The organism is Sphaerimonospora mesophila (genome assembly GCF_001417795.1).
Classification (GTDB): domain Bacteria; phylum Actinomycetota; class Actinomycetes; order Streptosporangiales; family Streptosporangiaceae; genus Sphaerimonospora; species Sphaerimonospora mesophila.
The window spans coordinates 157,444-172,416 of the sequence record NZ_BCBX01000038.1 but is presented as its reverse complement, the minus strand read 5'-3'; the positions used below and the strand labels follow the sequence as shown (position 1 = coordinate 172,416).

Below are 14,973 nucleotides of genomic sequence, written 5' to 3'. Positions count from 1 at the left end.
CGCGGTCCGGGTCGGTTCCGGCGCGCGAGAGGGGGTGGTGTCAGCCGGCTGTGTCGTCTTTGGACCAGACGTCGGCGAAGTGCTCCATCTGCTGGAGGACCAATTCGATGGCCTTGACCTCCTGGTCCGGCGGGTAGTTGTAGCGGGCCAGGAGGCGCTTGATGGTGGCGCGTAGGCGGGCACGTACGGGCTCGCGGGAGATCCAGTCCTTCTTGAGGTTCTTCCGTACCTGAACGACCAGGTCACGGGCGATGCCCGCGAGGACCTCGTCTCCCATCACCTCACGCGCGGTGCCGTGGTCGGCGACCGCGTCGTAGAACGCGAGCTCCTGCCAGTCCAGCGGCGGCGTGAACCGCTCACCACGCCTGTGGTCGTTCGCGATCTCCTTGGCCAGCTCGACCAGCTTGGCGATGATCTCGGCGCTGGTGAGCTGCTCACGCATGTACCGGATCATGAGGTCCTGGAGACGCTCGGAGAACGTCGTCCGCCGTACGACGTTGTGCCGGGTGACCTCGCGCATCTTCCGCTCGATGAGCCGGCGCAACGCCTCGGCGGCCAGGTGCGGCGTCTCGCTGTTGGTCAGCTTCGCGATGAGGGCGTCGTTGAGGTTGGTCAGGTCGGCGGTCTCCAGGCCGGCTTCGGCGAACAGATCGGTGACCCCGCTCGTCTCCACGACCGTGGACGTCAGCTGTTCGAGGTACAGCTCGATCTCGCGGGTGGTACCGGGCAGACCCCTCGCCTCGCGGTCCATCGCGTCCAGCTTCGCCATGTACGCGCGGACCTCGACGAAGAACTGGATATCCCGTCGCCACGTCGCCGGGTGGTCGGGGAAGCGCGTGCCGATATTGGCCGAGGACGCGGTGAGCGCGTAGAAGCGCTCCAACCGGTGCGCGTGGTCCCGGAAACGACGGCCGAGGGTCTGGCTGGGGTCGTCGAGCTTCTCTGGGTTGTTGCCGGGGGTCCTCGTGTCCCGCAGGTGGTTGGCCGTACGCAGCGCCGCGTCGATGAAGGAGGTACGGCTCGGCCTGGTCAGCAGGCCGCGCCAGTCGATGCCGCGCAGCATCCCCTCGATGATGTCGAACTCGTTGCGCAGCTCGTCCAGTGCCCGGTCGATGTCCTGGCCCAGCGTCCGATCCTGCCGGTCGGCCGCGGAGTATTCGGCGATGGCCTTCTGCAGGTTCTCCGTCAGCGGGGCGTAGCCGACCAGCAGGCCGTCTTCCTTGCCGCGGAAGCGGCGGTTGACGCGGGCCAGGGCCTGCATGAGGTTGGCTCCTCGGAGCGGCCGGTCGAGGTACATCGTGTGGATCGGCGGCGCGTCGAAGCCGGTCAGCAGCATGTTGTTGACGATGAGCAGCTCCAGCGCGTCGTCGGGGTCCTTGGCCCGGTTGATGACGGCCTTGCGCTGGGAATCGGTCAGCGCGTGGACCCGCAGGCGCTCGGGGTCCTTCCGTGAATTGGACGAGAACACGATCTTCATCGCGCCCTTGGTCGGGTCGTCGCTGTGCCACTCCGGGCGCAGCTCGCGCAGCGCGTCGTAGACGCGGACGCAGATCTCGCGGGTCGCGCACACGACCATCGCCTTGCCGGGTGCGCCGCCCTGCTCCGAGACACCGACGAACGGCTTCATCCACTCGCGCCGGGCCTCCCAGTGGTCGACCAGGTCGGTGGTGAGGTCGCGGATGCGGGCGGGCGCGCCGTACATCGCGTTCATGGTGGCGACGGCCTGCTCGATCCGGCGGCGCTCGGTGTCGTCCAGGCCCTCGGTGATCCGGTCGACCTCTTCGTCGATCTTCGTGGCGTCGACGTCCTCGTCGAGGACGAGCTCGACGACCCGGCTCTCGTGGTAGACCTTCACCGTCGCGCCGTCGTCGGCGGCCCGCTTGAGGTCGTAGACGTCGATGTAGTCGCCGAAGACCTGCCGGGTGTTGCGGTCGGCCTCGGAGATCGGGGTGCCGGTGAAGGCGAGCAGCGTGGCGTGCGGCAGGGCGTCGCGCAGGTGGCGGGCGTAGCCGTCGAGGTTGTCGTAGTGACTGCGGTGCGCCTCGTCGACCACGACGACGATGTTGCGCCGGTCGGACAGCAGCGGGTGGTCGGTGCCCGACTCCTTCTCTTCCTTCGTCCGGCCGAACTTCTGCAGCGTCGTGAAGAGGACGCCGCCGGTCCGTTTGGCGGCCAGCTCCTCGCGCAGCTCGGCCCGGGTGAGGATCTGCCGGGGCTTCTCGGGCAGGATCTCGCTCTCTCCGAACGTGGAGAAGAGCTGGTCGTCGAGATCGTTGCGGTCGGTGATGACGATGATCGTCGGGTTGAGCAGCGCCGGGTCGCGCATGACCAGGTTGCTGGTCAGCACCATCTCCTCGGACTTGCCCGAGCCCTGCGTGTGCCAGACCACGCCGGCCTTGCCGTCGGTCGCGGCGGCTTCCCGTACGGCTTCCGCCGCCCGGTTGACCGCGAAGAACTGGTGTGGCTTGGCGATCCGCTTGGTCTTCTTCGACGGCACGAAGTTGATGAACGAGCTGATCAGCTTGAGGAAGCGCGCCTGGGTGAACAGGCCATGCAGGGCGAGGTTCTGCGCCGCCTCCGACAGGCCCGCGCCGTCCAGCGACTCGACGGGCTCCCCGGCCTCGTCCACGTTCCACGGCGCGAAGTGTTCGAACGGCGTGAACGGTGTGCCGTACTTCGCGGTGACGCCGTCGGAGAGCAGGACGACCGCGTTGTAACGAAACGCGGTCGGGAACTCCGCCACGTACCACCCGATCTGGGCGTGCGCGTCTTCAAGCGTCGCGTCCTCGTCTCCGGCGCGCTTGATCTCCAGCACGGCCAACGGCAGGCCGTTGACGTAGAGAACGATGTCGAAACGGCGGTTCTTCTCACCCTGGATGACGGTGACCTGCCGGGCCGCGCGGTAGACGTTCGTGGTGGGATCGGTCAGGTCGATCAGCCGGATCGTCGGGTTGTGCTCGGCGCCGAACTCGTCGGTGTAGGTCACCGAGCGGATGCCGCCGGTCAGGTATCCGTGCGCGACCCGGTTCTCCTCGTAGGCGTCGCCCGACCTCGTCCGCGCCGCCTCCTCCACCGCCTTGCGTACGGCCTCGGGCGGCAGCTCCGGATTGAGCCGTTCGACGGCCTCGCTCAGATCGGAGTAGAGGATGAGGTCGTCCCAGGACTTGCGGTGCCCGGAACCGGGAGCCAGCTCATTGCCGTTCGCGGGCAGCCACGCCAGCTCGCCGAGCTCGTCAAGCGCGAGAAGCTCCCAGTCGATCTCTAGGGGTCGGAAGCGGGGGTGCTCGGAGGAAGGGGTCATGTCGCATCCTCGACAATCTTCTCCGCATCCCTGACCCGGAGCCGGCCAGACATGAGCTGAGGCAGGAGAGTGTCACGAAGCGTAGTTAGCTGTCGGGATTCCCTAGAAGCATGGGTGGCTGCCGCATGAAGAGGCGCAACGGTACGGGCAAAATCCGCGACATCCGCGGCCGCCGGAAGCCGAACCCGCATTGCCTTGAAGTTCTTACGACTCAGCTCTAAGAAAGTAGAGCCGTTGGCAAGACTGACCATCTCGTCAACGCGAGAACGCATCTCATGGAACAACCACCAGCGCATATCCGCGTTTGGTGGAACGACAACGATGAAGCCCTGATTCACGGCCGCCGGAATTTGTGGAAGAGCAAAAGCTCCGATAGTGGCACGAGACGTCATGAAGATAGACTTGGCAGGATATAGCTGCGAGGCGCAGTTTTCCAGGCCAAGGTCTGTAATCTTTCGCTCTGTCTCGAACAGATATGGTGATGCGAGGGCGGTCACATCTGAAGGCGTCGCCCACGCGATGCTGCCGTTCCAGTAATCTTCGACCTTCGTGCTGGGAGTCCCGCCCCCGGATACAACAGCCACTGATCCGAATGTTTCGTCACCAAACTCGGTCTGGTCCACTGCTCGGCAGAAGTGAGCCTCCGCCAGGTCCAGGGCCGTGGTCGTGATGCGCTCGTTGACGGCGATCTTGTCGTCCAACATCCCGAGTATAGTCGCGATTCCGTCTTGCTCCGCGCGCGGAATCAACGGAACTTCCTCGCTCTCGGCAAAGCGCGTGAACTGAAATCGAGCGACGCCGGTGTGCTGCACCTGGTGAACCCACATATCACCTCGCATGTAGAGGTATTGTAGATACCAATAAATATATCGTGGATTCACCAATAGTGGATTGACTCGAAGGAACCGAGCGAAACTGGCGCACGTTACGCTGTTGGGGAACGTGTCGAGCACTTCCTGGGTTATCAGCAGTGTGCGTCCTGTCGGCCGGTCTCGTGACCCTCCTGCGGTCTCGATCAGGATGTCATCCGCCCGCAGCAGTCGGCGATGCACAGTCTTCTCTGCCAAGAATCTGAGCGGAACGTTCGCTATCTTTCCCAGCCTCACGTCAGAGAAATCTGTACCACGAATAACGTGAGCGGGGACGTAGCCTTCGTGTGGTTCGCCCTTCCCCCAGTCGCCGTCCTTGGTCTCTGTCAAGAGATCTCGGAAAAGCTTCGAGGTCTCAGTCATCGATCCTCCAAAGCTGCTCGCGGGCCGTTTTGGCTTTTGTGTTTTGCCAGAGGCGTTGCACCCTCGGGAGTGCGGCTTCGCCATCGATCATGACGTTGTTGCTGGAAAAACGCGGGTTTCGCAGCAACAACGTCATGATCGATTGATCATCGATCACTTGATCTTCTGAAGGAGCCCGCTGAGCGGATCGGCGGGGCTGGGGCGGGGTCGTGTTGGCCCACTGACGGAACTGGATGCCGCGCGGCGAGCGCACCCGGTAGCCGACGGCCAGGATCATGTCGAGGTTGTAGACGAGCACTTCCCGCCGGACCTGCCGTGCGCCTTCCTGGCGAACTATTTCCTGAGAGGAAATAGTTGCCTCGGTCAGCTCGCCGTCGTCGAGAATCGACGTGATGTGCTTGTTGATGTTCGGGGTTCCCGTGTCGAACAGCTCGGCCATCTGCGCCTGGGTCAGCCACACCGTGCCGCCTACGGCGCGCATCTGGATCTGGTTGCGTCCGTCCTCGGTCCGGTAGAGGATCAGTTCGCCGGCAGGCTCAGACATCGAGTCTCCCCAGTTGTTCGCGGACGGTCTTGGCCAGCTCGTCCGACTTGTCGAAGAGAGTGAACAGCTCGTCGGTCAGCGTGGCGATCTTCTCGGCGACCGCCTCGGCGTCCTCCTCCTCGGTCTCGGCCGCGCCGACGTACCGGCCCGGCGTGAGCACGTAATCATGTGACCGGACCGTCTCCAGGTCGGCGGAGAAGCAGAACCCGGGCTCGTCGGCGTACACGAGCCCGGCCTCGCGGGCCGAAGAGGTGCCCCGCCAGGAGTGGTAGGCGTCCGCGATCTTGACGATGTCGGCCTCGGTCAGGACGCGCTCGGTCCGGTCGACCATCTCACCCATGTTGCGGGCGTCGATGAAGAGGATTTCCCCGCGCCGATCGGTCAGCCGCTTGCCGCCCTGAGGGGTCTTGTCCTTGGCGAGGAACCACAGGCAGGCGGGGATCTGGGTGGTGCGGAAGAGTTGCGACGGCAGCGCGATCATGCAGGCGACGAGGTCGGCCTCGACCAGCGCCTTGCGGATCTCGCCCTCGCCGCTCTGCTGGGAGCTCATCGAGCCGTTGGCCAGGACCACGCCCGCCGTGCCGCGTTCGCCCAGCTTGCTGATGATGTGCTGGAGCCAGGCGTAGTTGGCGTTGTTCTTCGGCGGCACGCCGTACTTCCACCGAGGGTCGTACTCGTTGCGCGCCCAGTCCTTGATGTTGAACGGCGGGTTGGCGAGGACGAAGTCGGCTTTGAGATCGGGGTGCCTGTCGTCGGCGAAGGTGTCGCCCCAGCGGGCGGCGAGGTTGCCGTCGATGCCGTGGATGGCGAGGTTCATCTTGCCCAGTCGCCAGGTCCGCTCGTTGAGCTCCTGGCCGAACACTGATATGTCCGACTTGTTGCCCGCGTGGGCCTCGATGAACTTGCCGGCCTGGACGAACATGCCGCCCGAGCCGCAGCACGGGTCGTACACCCGTCCCTCGTACGGCTCCAGTACCTCCACGAGCAGCTGGACGACACTGCGCGGGGTGTAGAACTCACCGCCACGTTTGCCCTCGGCGCGGGCGAAGTTGCCGAGGAAGTATTCGTAGACCTCGCCCAGCACGTCCTGCGCCGGCTTGTCGCCGTCCCCGGAGAAGCGGGCGTCGCTGATGAGGTCGACCAGCCCGGCGAGGACCTTCTGGTCCACCCGGTCCTGGTTGAAGATCTTCGGCAGGACGCCGGTCAGTGCGGCGTTCTCCCGCATGATCGCGTCCATCGCGTCGTCCAGCAGGCGGCCCGCGCCCTGGCTCTTGGCATGCGCCGCGATCCACGGCCAGCGCGCCTCCTCGGGGACCCAGAAGACGTTGTGGCCGGTGTATTCGTCCCGGTCCTCCAGGAAGTCCTCCTGGCGCTCCTCGGCGATGCCCTCCTCGGCCAGTTCCTTGGCCAGCGCGGTGCGGCGCTCCTCGAAGGCGTCGGAGACGTACTTGAGGAAGATCAGGCCGAGGACGAACTCCTTGTACTGCGCGGCGTCCAGGGAGCCGCGGAGCTTGTCGGCCGTCTTCCACAGGATGTCGCGGATCTCCTTCGTGCTGGAGGCGCTGAACAGCTCCGCCTGGCCGCCGGTAGATCTCTTGGCAGGGGGCATCGGGTGGATATCTCCTTCAGTCGACTTCGTTGGTGGGGAGGAGCGTGAGCGTGCCGTCGGCGAGGCCGGCGGCGGTCAGCCGCGCCAACTCGTCCAGGGCGGTTGTCTGCGCCCGCAATAGCGCGTCGCGCCGCCCGATCTCGGCGAGCAGAGTGTCATATCTGTCCGCTTCGTCGGGGGAGAGGTCGGGGATGAGCAGGTCTTCGAGGCGCCGGGAGGCCCGTACGGCTCCGCTGACGCGGCCGTATTCTGCGGCCGCGGCCCGCAGTAGCGCCGCCAGCACCATGGGCCGCACCGGACGTTCGGCATCGGGCCGGACTCGCAGGATGCGTGCCGGATAGGTGACCACGGAGAGGCCTTCCTCATCGACGTACGCCCCGAACTCGGGGCTGCTCGTAACGATGACGTCGCCGGGCCGGGTGAAGTTGGCATGCTCATACTCGGTGATGAACAGCAGGCGGTCGATCCGCTGACCCCCGACCGGCGCACTACCGACGACCTCGGCCGAGGTGAGCACCGGGTAGTCGCCGTCGGGGGTGAGGTGATGGGGCGCGATGCGGTGGCCGGGCAGGCGGCGAAGCCGGCGTTCTGCGAGCATCCGCCCGACCGTCGTGCGCCGCACCGGTCGATCCTCCGGCCGAAGAACGGCACGCGTACGCAGCTCAGCCCGGCTGTCAAGGTCTCGGCGGGTCTGTTCGACCAGCTCGCTCAGGTGGATCTCCAACTGGGAGATGTGCGCGGGACGCTCGACGACGGCACGGGTGTAACGAATCTCATATGGCCGGTGCTGGGGGGTGAAGGCCGTGCCGGGCCGGCTGTCGAGCACCTTGATCGGCAGGATCACCCCGTGCCGCGGTGTGTGCCGGGAGTCCTCCCGCCAACCCGCAGACCGGAAGATGTGCACGTCCTCCACGAGTGCGTCGAGTGTCTGCTGAGTGAGCGTTCGGGCGGAGAGATCCGCGAGCAGGACCATGCCGCGCCGCTCCGCCTCGGGAGTGCGTGAGAGCACCCATACAGCGGTCCGGTAGCCGGGACGGTACGGGAACGCCCCGTCGGGGAGGCTGATCGTCGCCTTGAGCAGGCCGTCGGTGAGGAACGATCTGCGCAGCCGGTCGGCGTCGCTCTGCGGGGCGAGCGGGCGGACCAGAGCGTCGGCCGGGCCGAGGACGACGGCGGTGCGGCCCGCACCGAGCAGGTCGGTGAGCGCCTGAACCCGCTCAAGCACGGTCAGTGCGCTGCGGGTCTCGGCGGGCTCGTACGGCAGCGCACACACCACGATGTCGGGGTCGCCCCAGTTCTCCACATCGAGCTCCGGCCCCTCGGTCACGTTCAGCTGGAACTCATGGACCTCGCGCACGAGCATCCGGCGACGCAGCAGGCGGGCGAAGGCCGGGTCGGGATCGGCGGCGAGGTAGGTGTGACCGGCGTCGGGAGCGGCCTGGGCGTGCAGGGCGGCAGGCAGATCACCGCTGCGGGCGTACGGCGTGGCGACGATCGCGCCATCGTCCAGATCGGCGATTCCGCACAGCCGGGCGAGCGCGCCGGTGAGCACGGGCGCGGGCTCGTCGGCCACGAGTTCGTGAGCGCCCAGGCGGCGGCGCGCGTCCAGCACCCAGTCGAAGGCCTCGGCCGGTGTGTAGGCGGCCTCGACCAGTTCGTCGGCGAGCGTGGCCAGAGCCGTACCGATGCTTTGGGGGGTTTCGCGTAGTTCGGTGAGGAGGAACGTGTCGTCGGCGTCGAGGTGGGTGGCCCGCCTCAGGAGGGACTCCCAATCAGTACCGGAGAGCGGGGCGTCCTGCTGCTGCCGCAGGCAGATGAGCGTGGTGAGCGCGCCCACCAGGTCGTGGGCGGGCAGACGGTCACGCCAACTCGCCAAGGTGTGCAGCGCCAGTTCCGCGCGGAGCTTCCGGGGAGTCGCGTTGCCGAGCCCCGTGGCCAGCAGCCAGGTGACCACCTCCCGGCCATCGAAGAGCGGGCGGCCGTCCTCGGTCATGACCGGCCTGGGGAAGGTGCCGGGGTGCCGGCGAGCCCAGTTGGTGGGCACAGGCCGCTGTACTTCGGCCAACGCCGCGATCTCGGCGTAGGAGATCCGCAGGTCTTCGCGCATCGACACCTCCTCCTTCCGGCGACGACGGATTCGATGTGATCAGCACCTTAGCGGTAAACCATGGCACATGAGTATGGAGACTCTGATAACAGGGATTATCAAGATTGTTTGAGAGCATCGGCTGATCGTTCTGTCACAGTCCTCCAGCAGCCGCTGATGGGCTCAGCCAGTTCAGAGAGCTGCGAGCAGCGCTTGCTTCCCCGCTTGTGAGAGGACGACGACCATGTCTCACCCCAACCCGAATCAGCCGTACCGCCCCCAGCCAGGCCGGCCGTACCAACCGCACTCTCATCTGCACCCCGGCGGCCAGGTCCCCGGCGGCTGGCCCCCCTCGCCGGTGCCCGCTCCCCAGCCCCCGCGCGGCGGAAGACGCTGGCTGTCCTACGGGGCGACTGCGCTGATCGCACTGGTCGTCGGCGTCGGGATCGGAGCCAGTGGCGGTGCGGAGTCGAAGAGCGCCGCAGGGCCGCAGCCGACCGTCACGGTGACGTCGAAGGCCAGGCCCGCGCCCACGGTCACGATCACGGAGACGGTCACCGCGGAGGCGGAGCAGCCGCAGGAGACGGAGCAGACCGGACCCGCGACGACCATCTCGGGTGACGGTCAGTACCTGGTCGGCGAGGACATGAAGCCCGGCACGTACAAGACAGCGGGCACGGACAGCAGCGTCCCCTGCTACTGGGCTCGGCTGAAGGACGCCTCCGGCGAACTCAGCGGGATCATCGCCAACGACAACATCACCGGCCCGGCCCGCGTGACGCTCAAGAAGGGCGAGTACTTCGAGACCAAGCGTTGCCAGCCCTGGAAGCGCGTTGGATAAGCCTCGTCGTGAATGCCTGACTTGACCGTCCGTCAGTCGTACAGGCGTCCCCGCAGGGCTCCCTGGCCGGGCTGAAGGATGTGTGCGGCCTCCAGCGGGATCCAGAAGAGCTCGAAGCGCGTGGGCTCCTGCTCGCCGTCGTGGTCCTCCTGACCGAGCCCACCGCTCCGCAGTGGGCTCGGTCACGGGAACACTCCTTTCCGTTCCGGGATCCTTTGGTTGCCTTCTTAATCGTGATAACTCGGGTTATCACGATTGCGACAGCAACTTGATGCCTTGCAGGCCTACGGTGTGATCCGCCGGGGCCGTGCTCTTCTCGTGACGGCCGTTCTCCGGTGACTGCGACTTCCCCCTGCGGGTTCTGCGCGGACCCGTGCGGCACATCACAAGGAGCTTCCCCATGTTGTTGTCGATCCTGCTTGCCCTCGCCTGCGCCGCGATCGCCTACCTCGTCGCCCGCAGCCGTACCGCTGCCGAGCGTGCCGACCTGAAGGTCGCCCAGGAGCAGCAGCGCCAGGCCCACATGCAGATGGACGATCTCCGCTCGGAGCGCGACAAGGCACAGGAGCGTGCCGTCGGCCTCGAGCGGGAGCACACCGAGGCGTTCACCAAGCTCAAGACCTCCGGTGAGGAAATCGTCGGTCTGAAGACCACTTTGGAGGCGACGTACACGGATCTCCGGCGCTGCCAGGCCGAGGCCGAAGGCCTGAAGGCATCCCTCAAGGCAGAGCGGGAGCGGTTCGGCGATACCGACCGTCGGTTCCGCGAGGCCCAGACGATGATCGCGGCGCTGGAGGCCAGGGAGACCGAGCTTCGCAACGAGATCCAGCAGCTCAAGGAGCAGCTCCGGGAGCTGACCGCGCAGAAGCAGGGCCTTCAGGAGCAGGCCGCCCGGCTGGACGCGGTACGCAAGGAGCTCGACGAGACCCGGGAACAGAACAACCGGCTGCTGGAGGAGACGCTCCGTGCCACCGCGGCGGACATGCTCAAGCAGTCGCAGACCGAGTTGGTGGCGCGGGCGGAGGCGACGCTGGGCGCGGTCAGCAAGCCCGTCAAGGACCAGCTGGCCCAGATGGACCAGCAGCTCAGGGAGTTCGCCACTCGCCGTGTGGCCGCGGAGGCCAAGCTCGACCGGCAGTTGGTGAACCTCACTGAGGAAGGGGTCCGGACGCGCCAGGAGACCCGCAAGCTGGTCGAGGCGCTGAAGAAGCCGCAGGTTCGGGGTCAGTGGGGGGAGATGCACCTCAAGCGCGCCGCCGAGCTGGCAGGCCTCGTCGAGCACTGCGACTTCGACCTTCAGGTCCCCATCGTCGACGAGGACACCATGCTGCGGCCCGACATGCGGGTCAACCTGTCCGGCGGCAAGCACGTCATCGTGGACGCCAAGGTCCCGATGGACGCGTTCATGAGGGCGATCGAGGCGACCGACGACGCCGAGGCGAGCAGCCACTGGGCAGGCCACGCCCGGCAGCTGCGTAAGCACGTGGACACCCTCGGGAGCAAGGAGTACTTCCGCAAGGTCGCCGGCTCCCCGGAATTCGTCGCGCTGTTCGTGCCCAACGACGCATTCCTCCAGCCGGCGCTGGACCACGACCCGACCCTGCTGGAGTACGCCGTGAACAAGCAGGTCCTGATCGTGACGCCGACCTCACTGATCGCCATGCTGCGCACGATCGCCTACGCCTGGACCCAGGCCGCGCTGCAGGACAACATGAAGCGGGTCTACGAGCTCGGCCGTGAGCTCTACAAGCGGCTGTCGGACATGGGCGGCCACCTCGACAAGCTCGGTAGGGCGCTCGACCGGTCGGTCAAGGCGTACAACGAGACGGTGGGTTCGATGGAGGGCCGGGTCATGGTCACCGCCCGTAAGTTCCACACGCTCAAGCTCGTCGAGGACCAGCTGCGCGAACTCCACGCCGTCGAGCAGACGACCCGGCATCTCGGCAGCCCCGAGCTGACCGAGTCGGCGGCGGCCGATCTGTCCGTCCGGGCTCTCCCCGCGCCCGCCGGCGACGACACGATTGATGTGGACACCGCTGTCTGACCGAACTCTGGCAGCGGCTATGCCGGTCGAAACACCACCTCGGTAGGCAAGGCGGTGATGCGAAGGTCACGCGGTCGTACGACTGCGTGACCTCGCCGCAGTGGACACCATCACCATCTGTGGTGCGATATGCGACGTGCGACACGTTTTAACAGTGATTTTGAACGCGATGCTCATCTCCTGCTTCGCGATCGTCTTGATCAGTGGCGTCTTTCTCGCGTTCTCCTACACCCCGGACGGCGAGATGGTCCCCTACAGCGGCTCCTACACACCGTTGTACGGAGTCCCGATGAGCGCCGCCTACGCCTCGATCCTGGAGACCGCTTTCGATGTGCGCGGCGGGCTGTTCATGCGGCAGGTGCACCACGGGTTCTCCCAGGCGCTCCTGGTGCTGATGGTGCTGCATGCGGTGGCCGGCCGTACCGTCCGGCAGGCGCTGACCAGGATCGCGCTGCTCGGGCTGGGAGCGCTTGTCCTGGTCGTCGGGTACGTGCTGCCCGACGACCTGTTCTCCGGCACGGTCGCGGGGAAGATCCCGATGTCCGTGTGGTACGGCGCTCACCTGCTCCTCGCCCTCGCTGTGGCATCCGTGCTGGTGATCGCGTGGCGGCGGACGAGCGCCGGGCGGCCCCGGTTGTGGTTCGTCCTGGTGGCCTGCCTTCCCCTGATGCTGCTGCCGGTCGTCGACCCCTTCCTCTGACCGTCCCCCTTTCAGACCGGATGGCCGGGAAGGACTGTCGTCCCCATGAAAAAGCGTGTGCGCGGGGTCCTCGTCACCCCGGGCGGAAACCTGTTGACGATCAAACGTGTCCGTCCCGGGGTGGATCCGTACCGGGTGCTGCCCGGAGGCGGAGTCGAGCCGGGCGACACCACCTTGGAAGCGGCGCTGCTCCGGGAGATCGACGAGGAGCTCGCCGGGCGGCCTGGCATCGACGCCCTGATCCACGTCATGGAGACCGGCGAGGAACGGCAGTACTTCTTCCTCGGCCGGATCGGGTCATGGGATCACGACCGGCGGACCGGGCCGGAGTTCGCCGACCCGTCCCGCGGCCGGTACGTCGTGGAAGAGGTGCCGCTGGATCCGGCGCACCTGACCCGGATCGCGGTGAAGCCCGAGCCGATCGCGCGCCTGATCGCCGAGCACGCCTCGGACCTGTTCCGGCTCGCCAACCTGAGGCTCACTCGCGAGGTCTGACGCCCCGGACCGGCCGCCCGGCCTCGCGTACGGCACGGCCCTACGCGAGGCCGGGAAGGGCTCAGGACAGCATGTCCTCGATGAGGTCGGCGGCGCGCCCGGTGCCGCCCTCGGCCAGGGCATCGGCGCGCAGCAGCGCAGAGCGGCGGGCCACCTCCGTGTCGGTGACCAGGTCGTGCAGGGCGGCCCGCAGGGTCTCGGCGGTGGCTTCCGAGGTGTCGATGCGGCGGGCCACGCCGAGCTCCACCAGCCGGTCGGCGTTCATGAACTGTTCGGCCGCCTGTGGCACGGCGATCATCGGGACGCCGGCCAGCAGCCCTTCGCCGCAGCCGCCCATGCCCGCGTGGGTGACGAAGGCGTCCGCCTGCTCCAGGATCGCCCGCTGCGGGACCCAGGAGTGCACCTCGACGTTGGGCGGGATGTCGCCGAGCTCCCGCGGGTCGGTGTACTTGCCGATCTGGAGCACGACGTGCCAGCCGGGCAGGTCGCCGTAGGCGGCCAGGCACTGACGGTAGAACTCCGGTTGACGGGTGTACGCGGAACCCAGCGAGATCAGCAGCACGTTCTCCGCGTCCTCCGGACGGGTCCAGCCGTCCGCGCCGGAACGGATGTCGAAGCAGGGCCCGACGAAGGTCACCGTGCCGGTGTCGACCCGGTCGGCGTGCGGCTGCATCGCCCGGGTGATCAGCGCCAGGGCGTGGGCCGGACGATCGGGGAAGACGTCCACGTCGGTGGTGGTCGCCCCGCAACCGGCGAGCCATCCCGCGAACTTCGCCCGGTACGCGTCGGCGCCCGGCAGCTGCCACAGATGTGCCGCGACCTCCTGGTCATAGCCGTCCCAGGCCACGAACGTCGGGGACAGCTGCATCAGCGGCCGGCCCTGTGCTTCGGCGAGGGCGCGCGCGGCGTAGGCGCCGATGTCGTACAGGTACAGGTCCGCCGGGTCGTGGTCGTAGGCGGCGTGCAGCTGGGGGAGCGCCTGGACGGCGTCATCGAGGAAGAGCCCCATCGCGGCGATGGGGTCGTCGGGCCAGTCGTTGTCGGCGACCGGCAGTGTGGAGGTGCAGGGGACGAGTTCGGCGCCGGTTGCCGCGATCAGGTCGCGCACCGCCGGGTCGTTGGCGTACGTCACGCGGTGGCCGCGGGCCACCAGCTCGCGGATGATCTCAAGGCTGGGCAGGACGTGGCTGACGGCGGGGATGCCGACCATCGCGATGTGGGCGCGACGACGAGACATGGAAGCTCACTCATTTCAGGTCTACGGCGGAGAAGGACACGGCGAGCCGACGCGCCCGGCCTCGCTGAAATCAGCGGTAGGCGCGTGTTCGGCTACGCGGGAGGAGAGCCGGGGCGCTGCCCCGACCGTGTCAGCCGTAGATCTGATGGAAGTACATGCCCGTGACTCTAGCCCGTCCTCGGGCTTGTGGACGTCGTGATCCGGGGCCCCGCCGTGTGACAGATGTCACCCGACCGACGCGGACGTCTTGGAATGGTCAGTGAAGGCCGCGAAGGAAGTGAGGCGCCGTACGGACTCGGCCGGCGCTTCGGCATCGACGCAGTGAGAAACGATCCGGGCCGATGCGGAGCACCGGCGTGGGAAAGACGAGACGACCGTGGGGCGTCCCGTTTCCGGCACGACGACCGTGCCGCGGACGGGACACCCCACGGTGACGAGGCGTGTCGGGGAAGGGGGAAGACTTCGCTCAGGCTACGGCGCTGATGCCGGCGCTGGCGGCGCGGCGCATGCGACGACGGCGCTCGGAGGCTCGCTCGTCCTCGTTGAGACCGCCCCAGGTGCCGTACTTCTCCGGACGGGACAGGGCGTAGTCGAGGCACTCCGCGCGCACCGGACACTGGGCGCAGATGGCCTTGGCCTTGCGCTCCCTGATGTCACGCTCCGGCTGACGCTCGCCGTCGGGCCCGAAGAACAGCACAAGGTCCTCTCCCCGGCACGCGGCATCATCCTGCCAACCCCAGCTGGGGCGCGGGCGGGCGAGCTGCCGACGTACCTGAGACATGAGAAACCACCTTCGGTGAGAGGTATTTCGTGTTTATGCCGCATTGGACGCTTCTGGCGTCCCTGGTACCAACGCCGGGATCAGCCGTGAATGTTCCCGGCTC

At 67.1% G+C, this 14,973-nt stretch carries 11 protein-coding genes; 4 read left to right on the top strand and 7 right to left on the bottom strand.

The features are described from left to right. Positions 1-40: 40 nt before the first annotated feature. Genes AP234_RS19865 through AP234_RS19845 form a run of 5 tightly spaced genes read right to left on the bottom strand, consistent with a single transcriptional unit; the run spans position 41 to position 8,793 of the window. Positions 41-3,301, bottom strand: coding sequence for a type I restriction endonuclease subunit R (locus AP234_RS19865; RefSeq protein WP_055481184.1), 3,261 nt, complete (start codon positions 3,299-3,301; stop codon positions 41-43). Continuing rightward, on the bottom strand, positions 3,298-4,533 hold the full coding sequence (locus tag AP234_RS35145; protein ID WP_160330474.1) for a restriction endonuclease subunit S: 1,236 nt from the start codon (positions 4,531-4,533) through the stop codon (positions 3,298-3,300). The genes AP234_RS19865 and AP234_RS35145 overlap by 4 nt, the downstream gene beginning before the upstream one ends. Beyond that, on the bottom strand, positions 4,526-5,077 hold the full coding sequence (locus AP234_RS38745) for a RhuM family protein (RefSeq protein WP_235558265.1): 552 nt from the start codon (positions 5,075-5,077) through the stop codon (positions 4,526-4,528). Before AP234_RS38745 ends, AP234_RS35145 begins: the two co-directional genes overlap by 8 nt. Then, positions 5,070-6,686 (bottom strand): type I restriction-modification system subunit M, encoded by a 1,617-nt coding sequence (locus AP234_RS19850; RefSeq protein ID WP_055481182.1) that lies wholly within the window; start codon positions 6,684-6,686, stop codon positions 5,070-5,072. Before AP234_RS19850 ends, AP234_RS38745 begins: the two co-directional genes overlap by 8 nt. 16 nt (positions 6,687-6,702) lie before the next feature. Next, positions 6,703-8,793 (bottom strand): SAM-dependent DNA methyltransferase, encoded by a 2,091-nt coding sequence (locus tag AP234_RS19845; RefSeq protein ID WP_055481181.1) that lies wholly within the window; start codon positions 8,791-8,793, stop codon positions 6,703-6,705. 223 nt (positions 8,794-9,016) lie between these two features. Between AP234_RS19845 and AP234_RS19840 the strand changes: the two genes are divergently transcribed. From AP234_RS19840 to AP234_RS19825, 4 genes are all read left to right on the top strand, one after another. Beyond that, positions 9,017-9,613, top strand: a complete 597-nt coding sequence (locus AP234_RS19840) for a hypothetical protein (protein WP_055481180.1) — start codon at positions 9,017-9,019, stop codon at positions 9,611-9,613. A 400-nt stretch (positions 9,614-10,013) separates the two neighbouring features. Next, a complete protein-coding gene (gene rmuC / locus AP234_RS19835) occupies positions 10,014-11,657 on the top strand; it encodes a DNA recombination protein RmuC (RefSeq protein WP_083502256.1) in 1,644 nt (547 codons plus the stop codon). Positions 11,658-11,826: 169 nt separating this feature from the next. Beyond that, a complete protein-coding gene (locus tag AP234_RS19830) occupies positions 11,827-12,357 on the top strand; it encodes a hypothetical protein (protein ID WP_055481179.1) in 531 nt (176 codons plus the stop codon). Positions 12,358-12,402: 45 nt separating this feature from the next. After that, positions 12,403-12,852: an NUDIX domain-containing protein gene (locus AP234_RS19825; RefSeq protein WP_055481178.1), complete on the top strand. Its 450-nt coding sequence runs from the start codon at positions 12,403-12,405 to the stop codon at positions 12,850-12,852. 61 nt (positions 12,853-12,913) lie between these two features. Here AP234_RS19825 and AP234_RS19820 read toward each other — a convergent pair whose 3' ends face one another. Both AP234_RS19820 and AP234_RS19815 read right to left on the bottom strand, forming a co-directional pair. Further along, on the bottom strand, positions 12,914-14,089 hold the full coding sequence (locus tag AP234_RS19820; protein ID WP_063843003.1) for a macrolide family glycosyltransferase: 1,176 nt from the start codon (positions 14,087-14,089) through the stop codon (positions 12,914-12,916). A 466-nt stretch (positions 14,090-14,555) separates the two neighbouring features. Further along, positions 14,556-14,870, bottom strand: coding sequence for a WhiB family transcriptional regulator (locus tag AP234_RS19815; RefSeq protein ID WP_076434697.1), 315 nt, complete (start codon positions 14,868-14,870; stop codon positions 14,556-14,558). Between the last annotated feature and the right edge of the window lie 103 nt (positions 14,871-14,973).

Coding starts and splice junctions, on each gene's coding strand:
- AP234_RS19865 (WP_055481184.1), bottom strand. CDS start 3,301: ATGACCCCTTCCTCCGAGCACCCCCGCTTCCGACCCCTAGAGATCGAC.
- AP234_RS35145 (WP_160330474.1), bottom strand. CDS start 4,533: ATGACTGAGACCTCGAAGCTTTTCCGAGATCTCTTGACAGAGACCAAG.
- AP234_RS38745 (WP_235558265.1), bottom strand. CDS start 5,077: ATGTCTGAGCCTGCCGGCGAACTGATCCTCTACCGGACCGAGGACGGA.
- AP234_RS19850 (WP_055481182.1), bottom strand. CDS start 6,686: ATGCCCCCTGCCAAGAGATCTACCGGCGGCCAGGCGGAGCTGTTCAGC.
- AP234_RS19845 (WP_055481181.1), bottom strand. CDS start 8,793: ATGCGCGAAGACCTGCGGATCTCCTACGCCGAGATCGCGGCGTTGGCC.
- AP234_RS19840 (WP_055481180.1), top strand. CDS start 9,017: ATGTCTCACCCCAACCCGAATCAGCCGTACCGCCCCCAGCCAGGCCGG.
- rmuC (WP_083502256.1), top strand. CDS start 10,014: ATGTTGTTGTCGATCCTGCTTGCCCTCGCCTGCGCCGCGATCGCCTAC.
- AP234_RS19830 (WP_055481179.1), top strand. CDS start 11,827: ATGCTCATCTCCTGCTTCGCGATCGTCTTGATCAGTGGCGTCTTTCTC.
- AP234_RS19825 (WP_055481178.1), top strand. CDS start 12,403: ATGAAAAAGCGTGTGCGCGGGGTCCTCGTCACCCCGGGCGGAAACCTG.
- AP234_RS19820 (WP_063843003.1), bottom strand. CDS start 14,089: ATGTCTCGTCGTCGCGCCCACATCGCGATGGTCGGCATCCCCGCCGTC.
- AP234_RS19815 (WP_076434697.1), bottom strand. CDS start 14,870: ATGTCTCAGGTACGTCGGCAGCTCGCCCGCCCGCGCCCCAGCTGGGGT.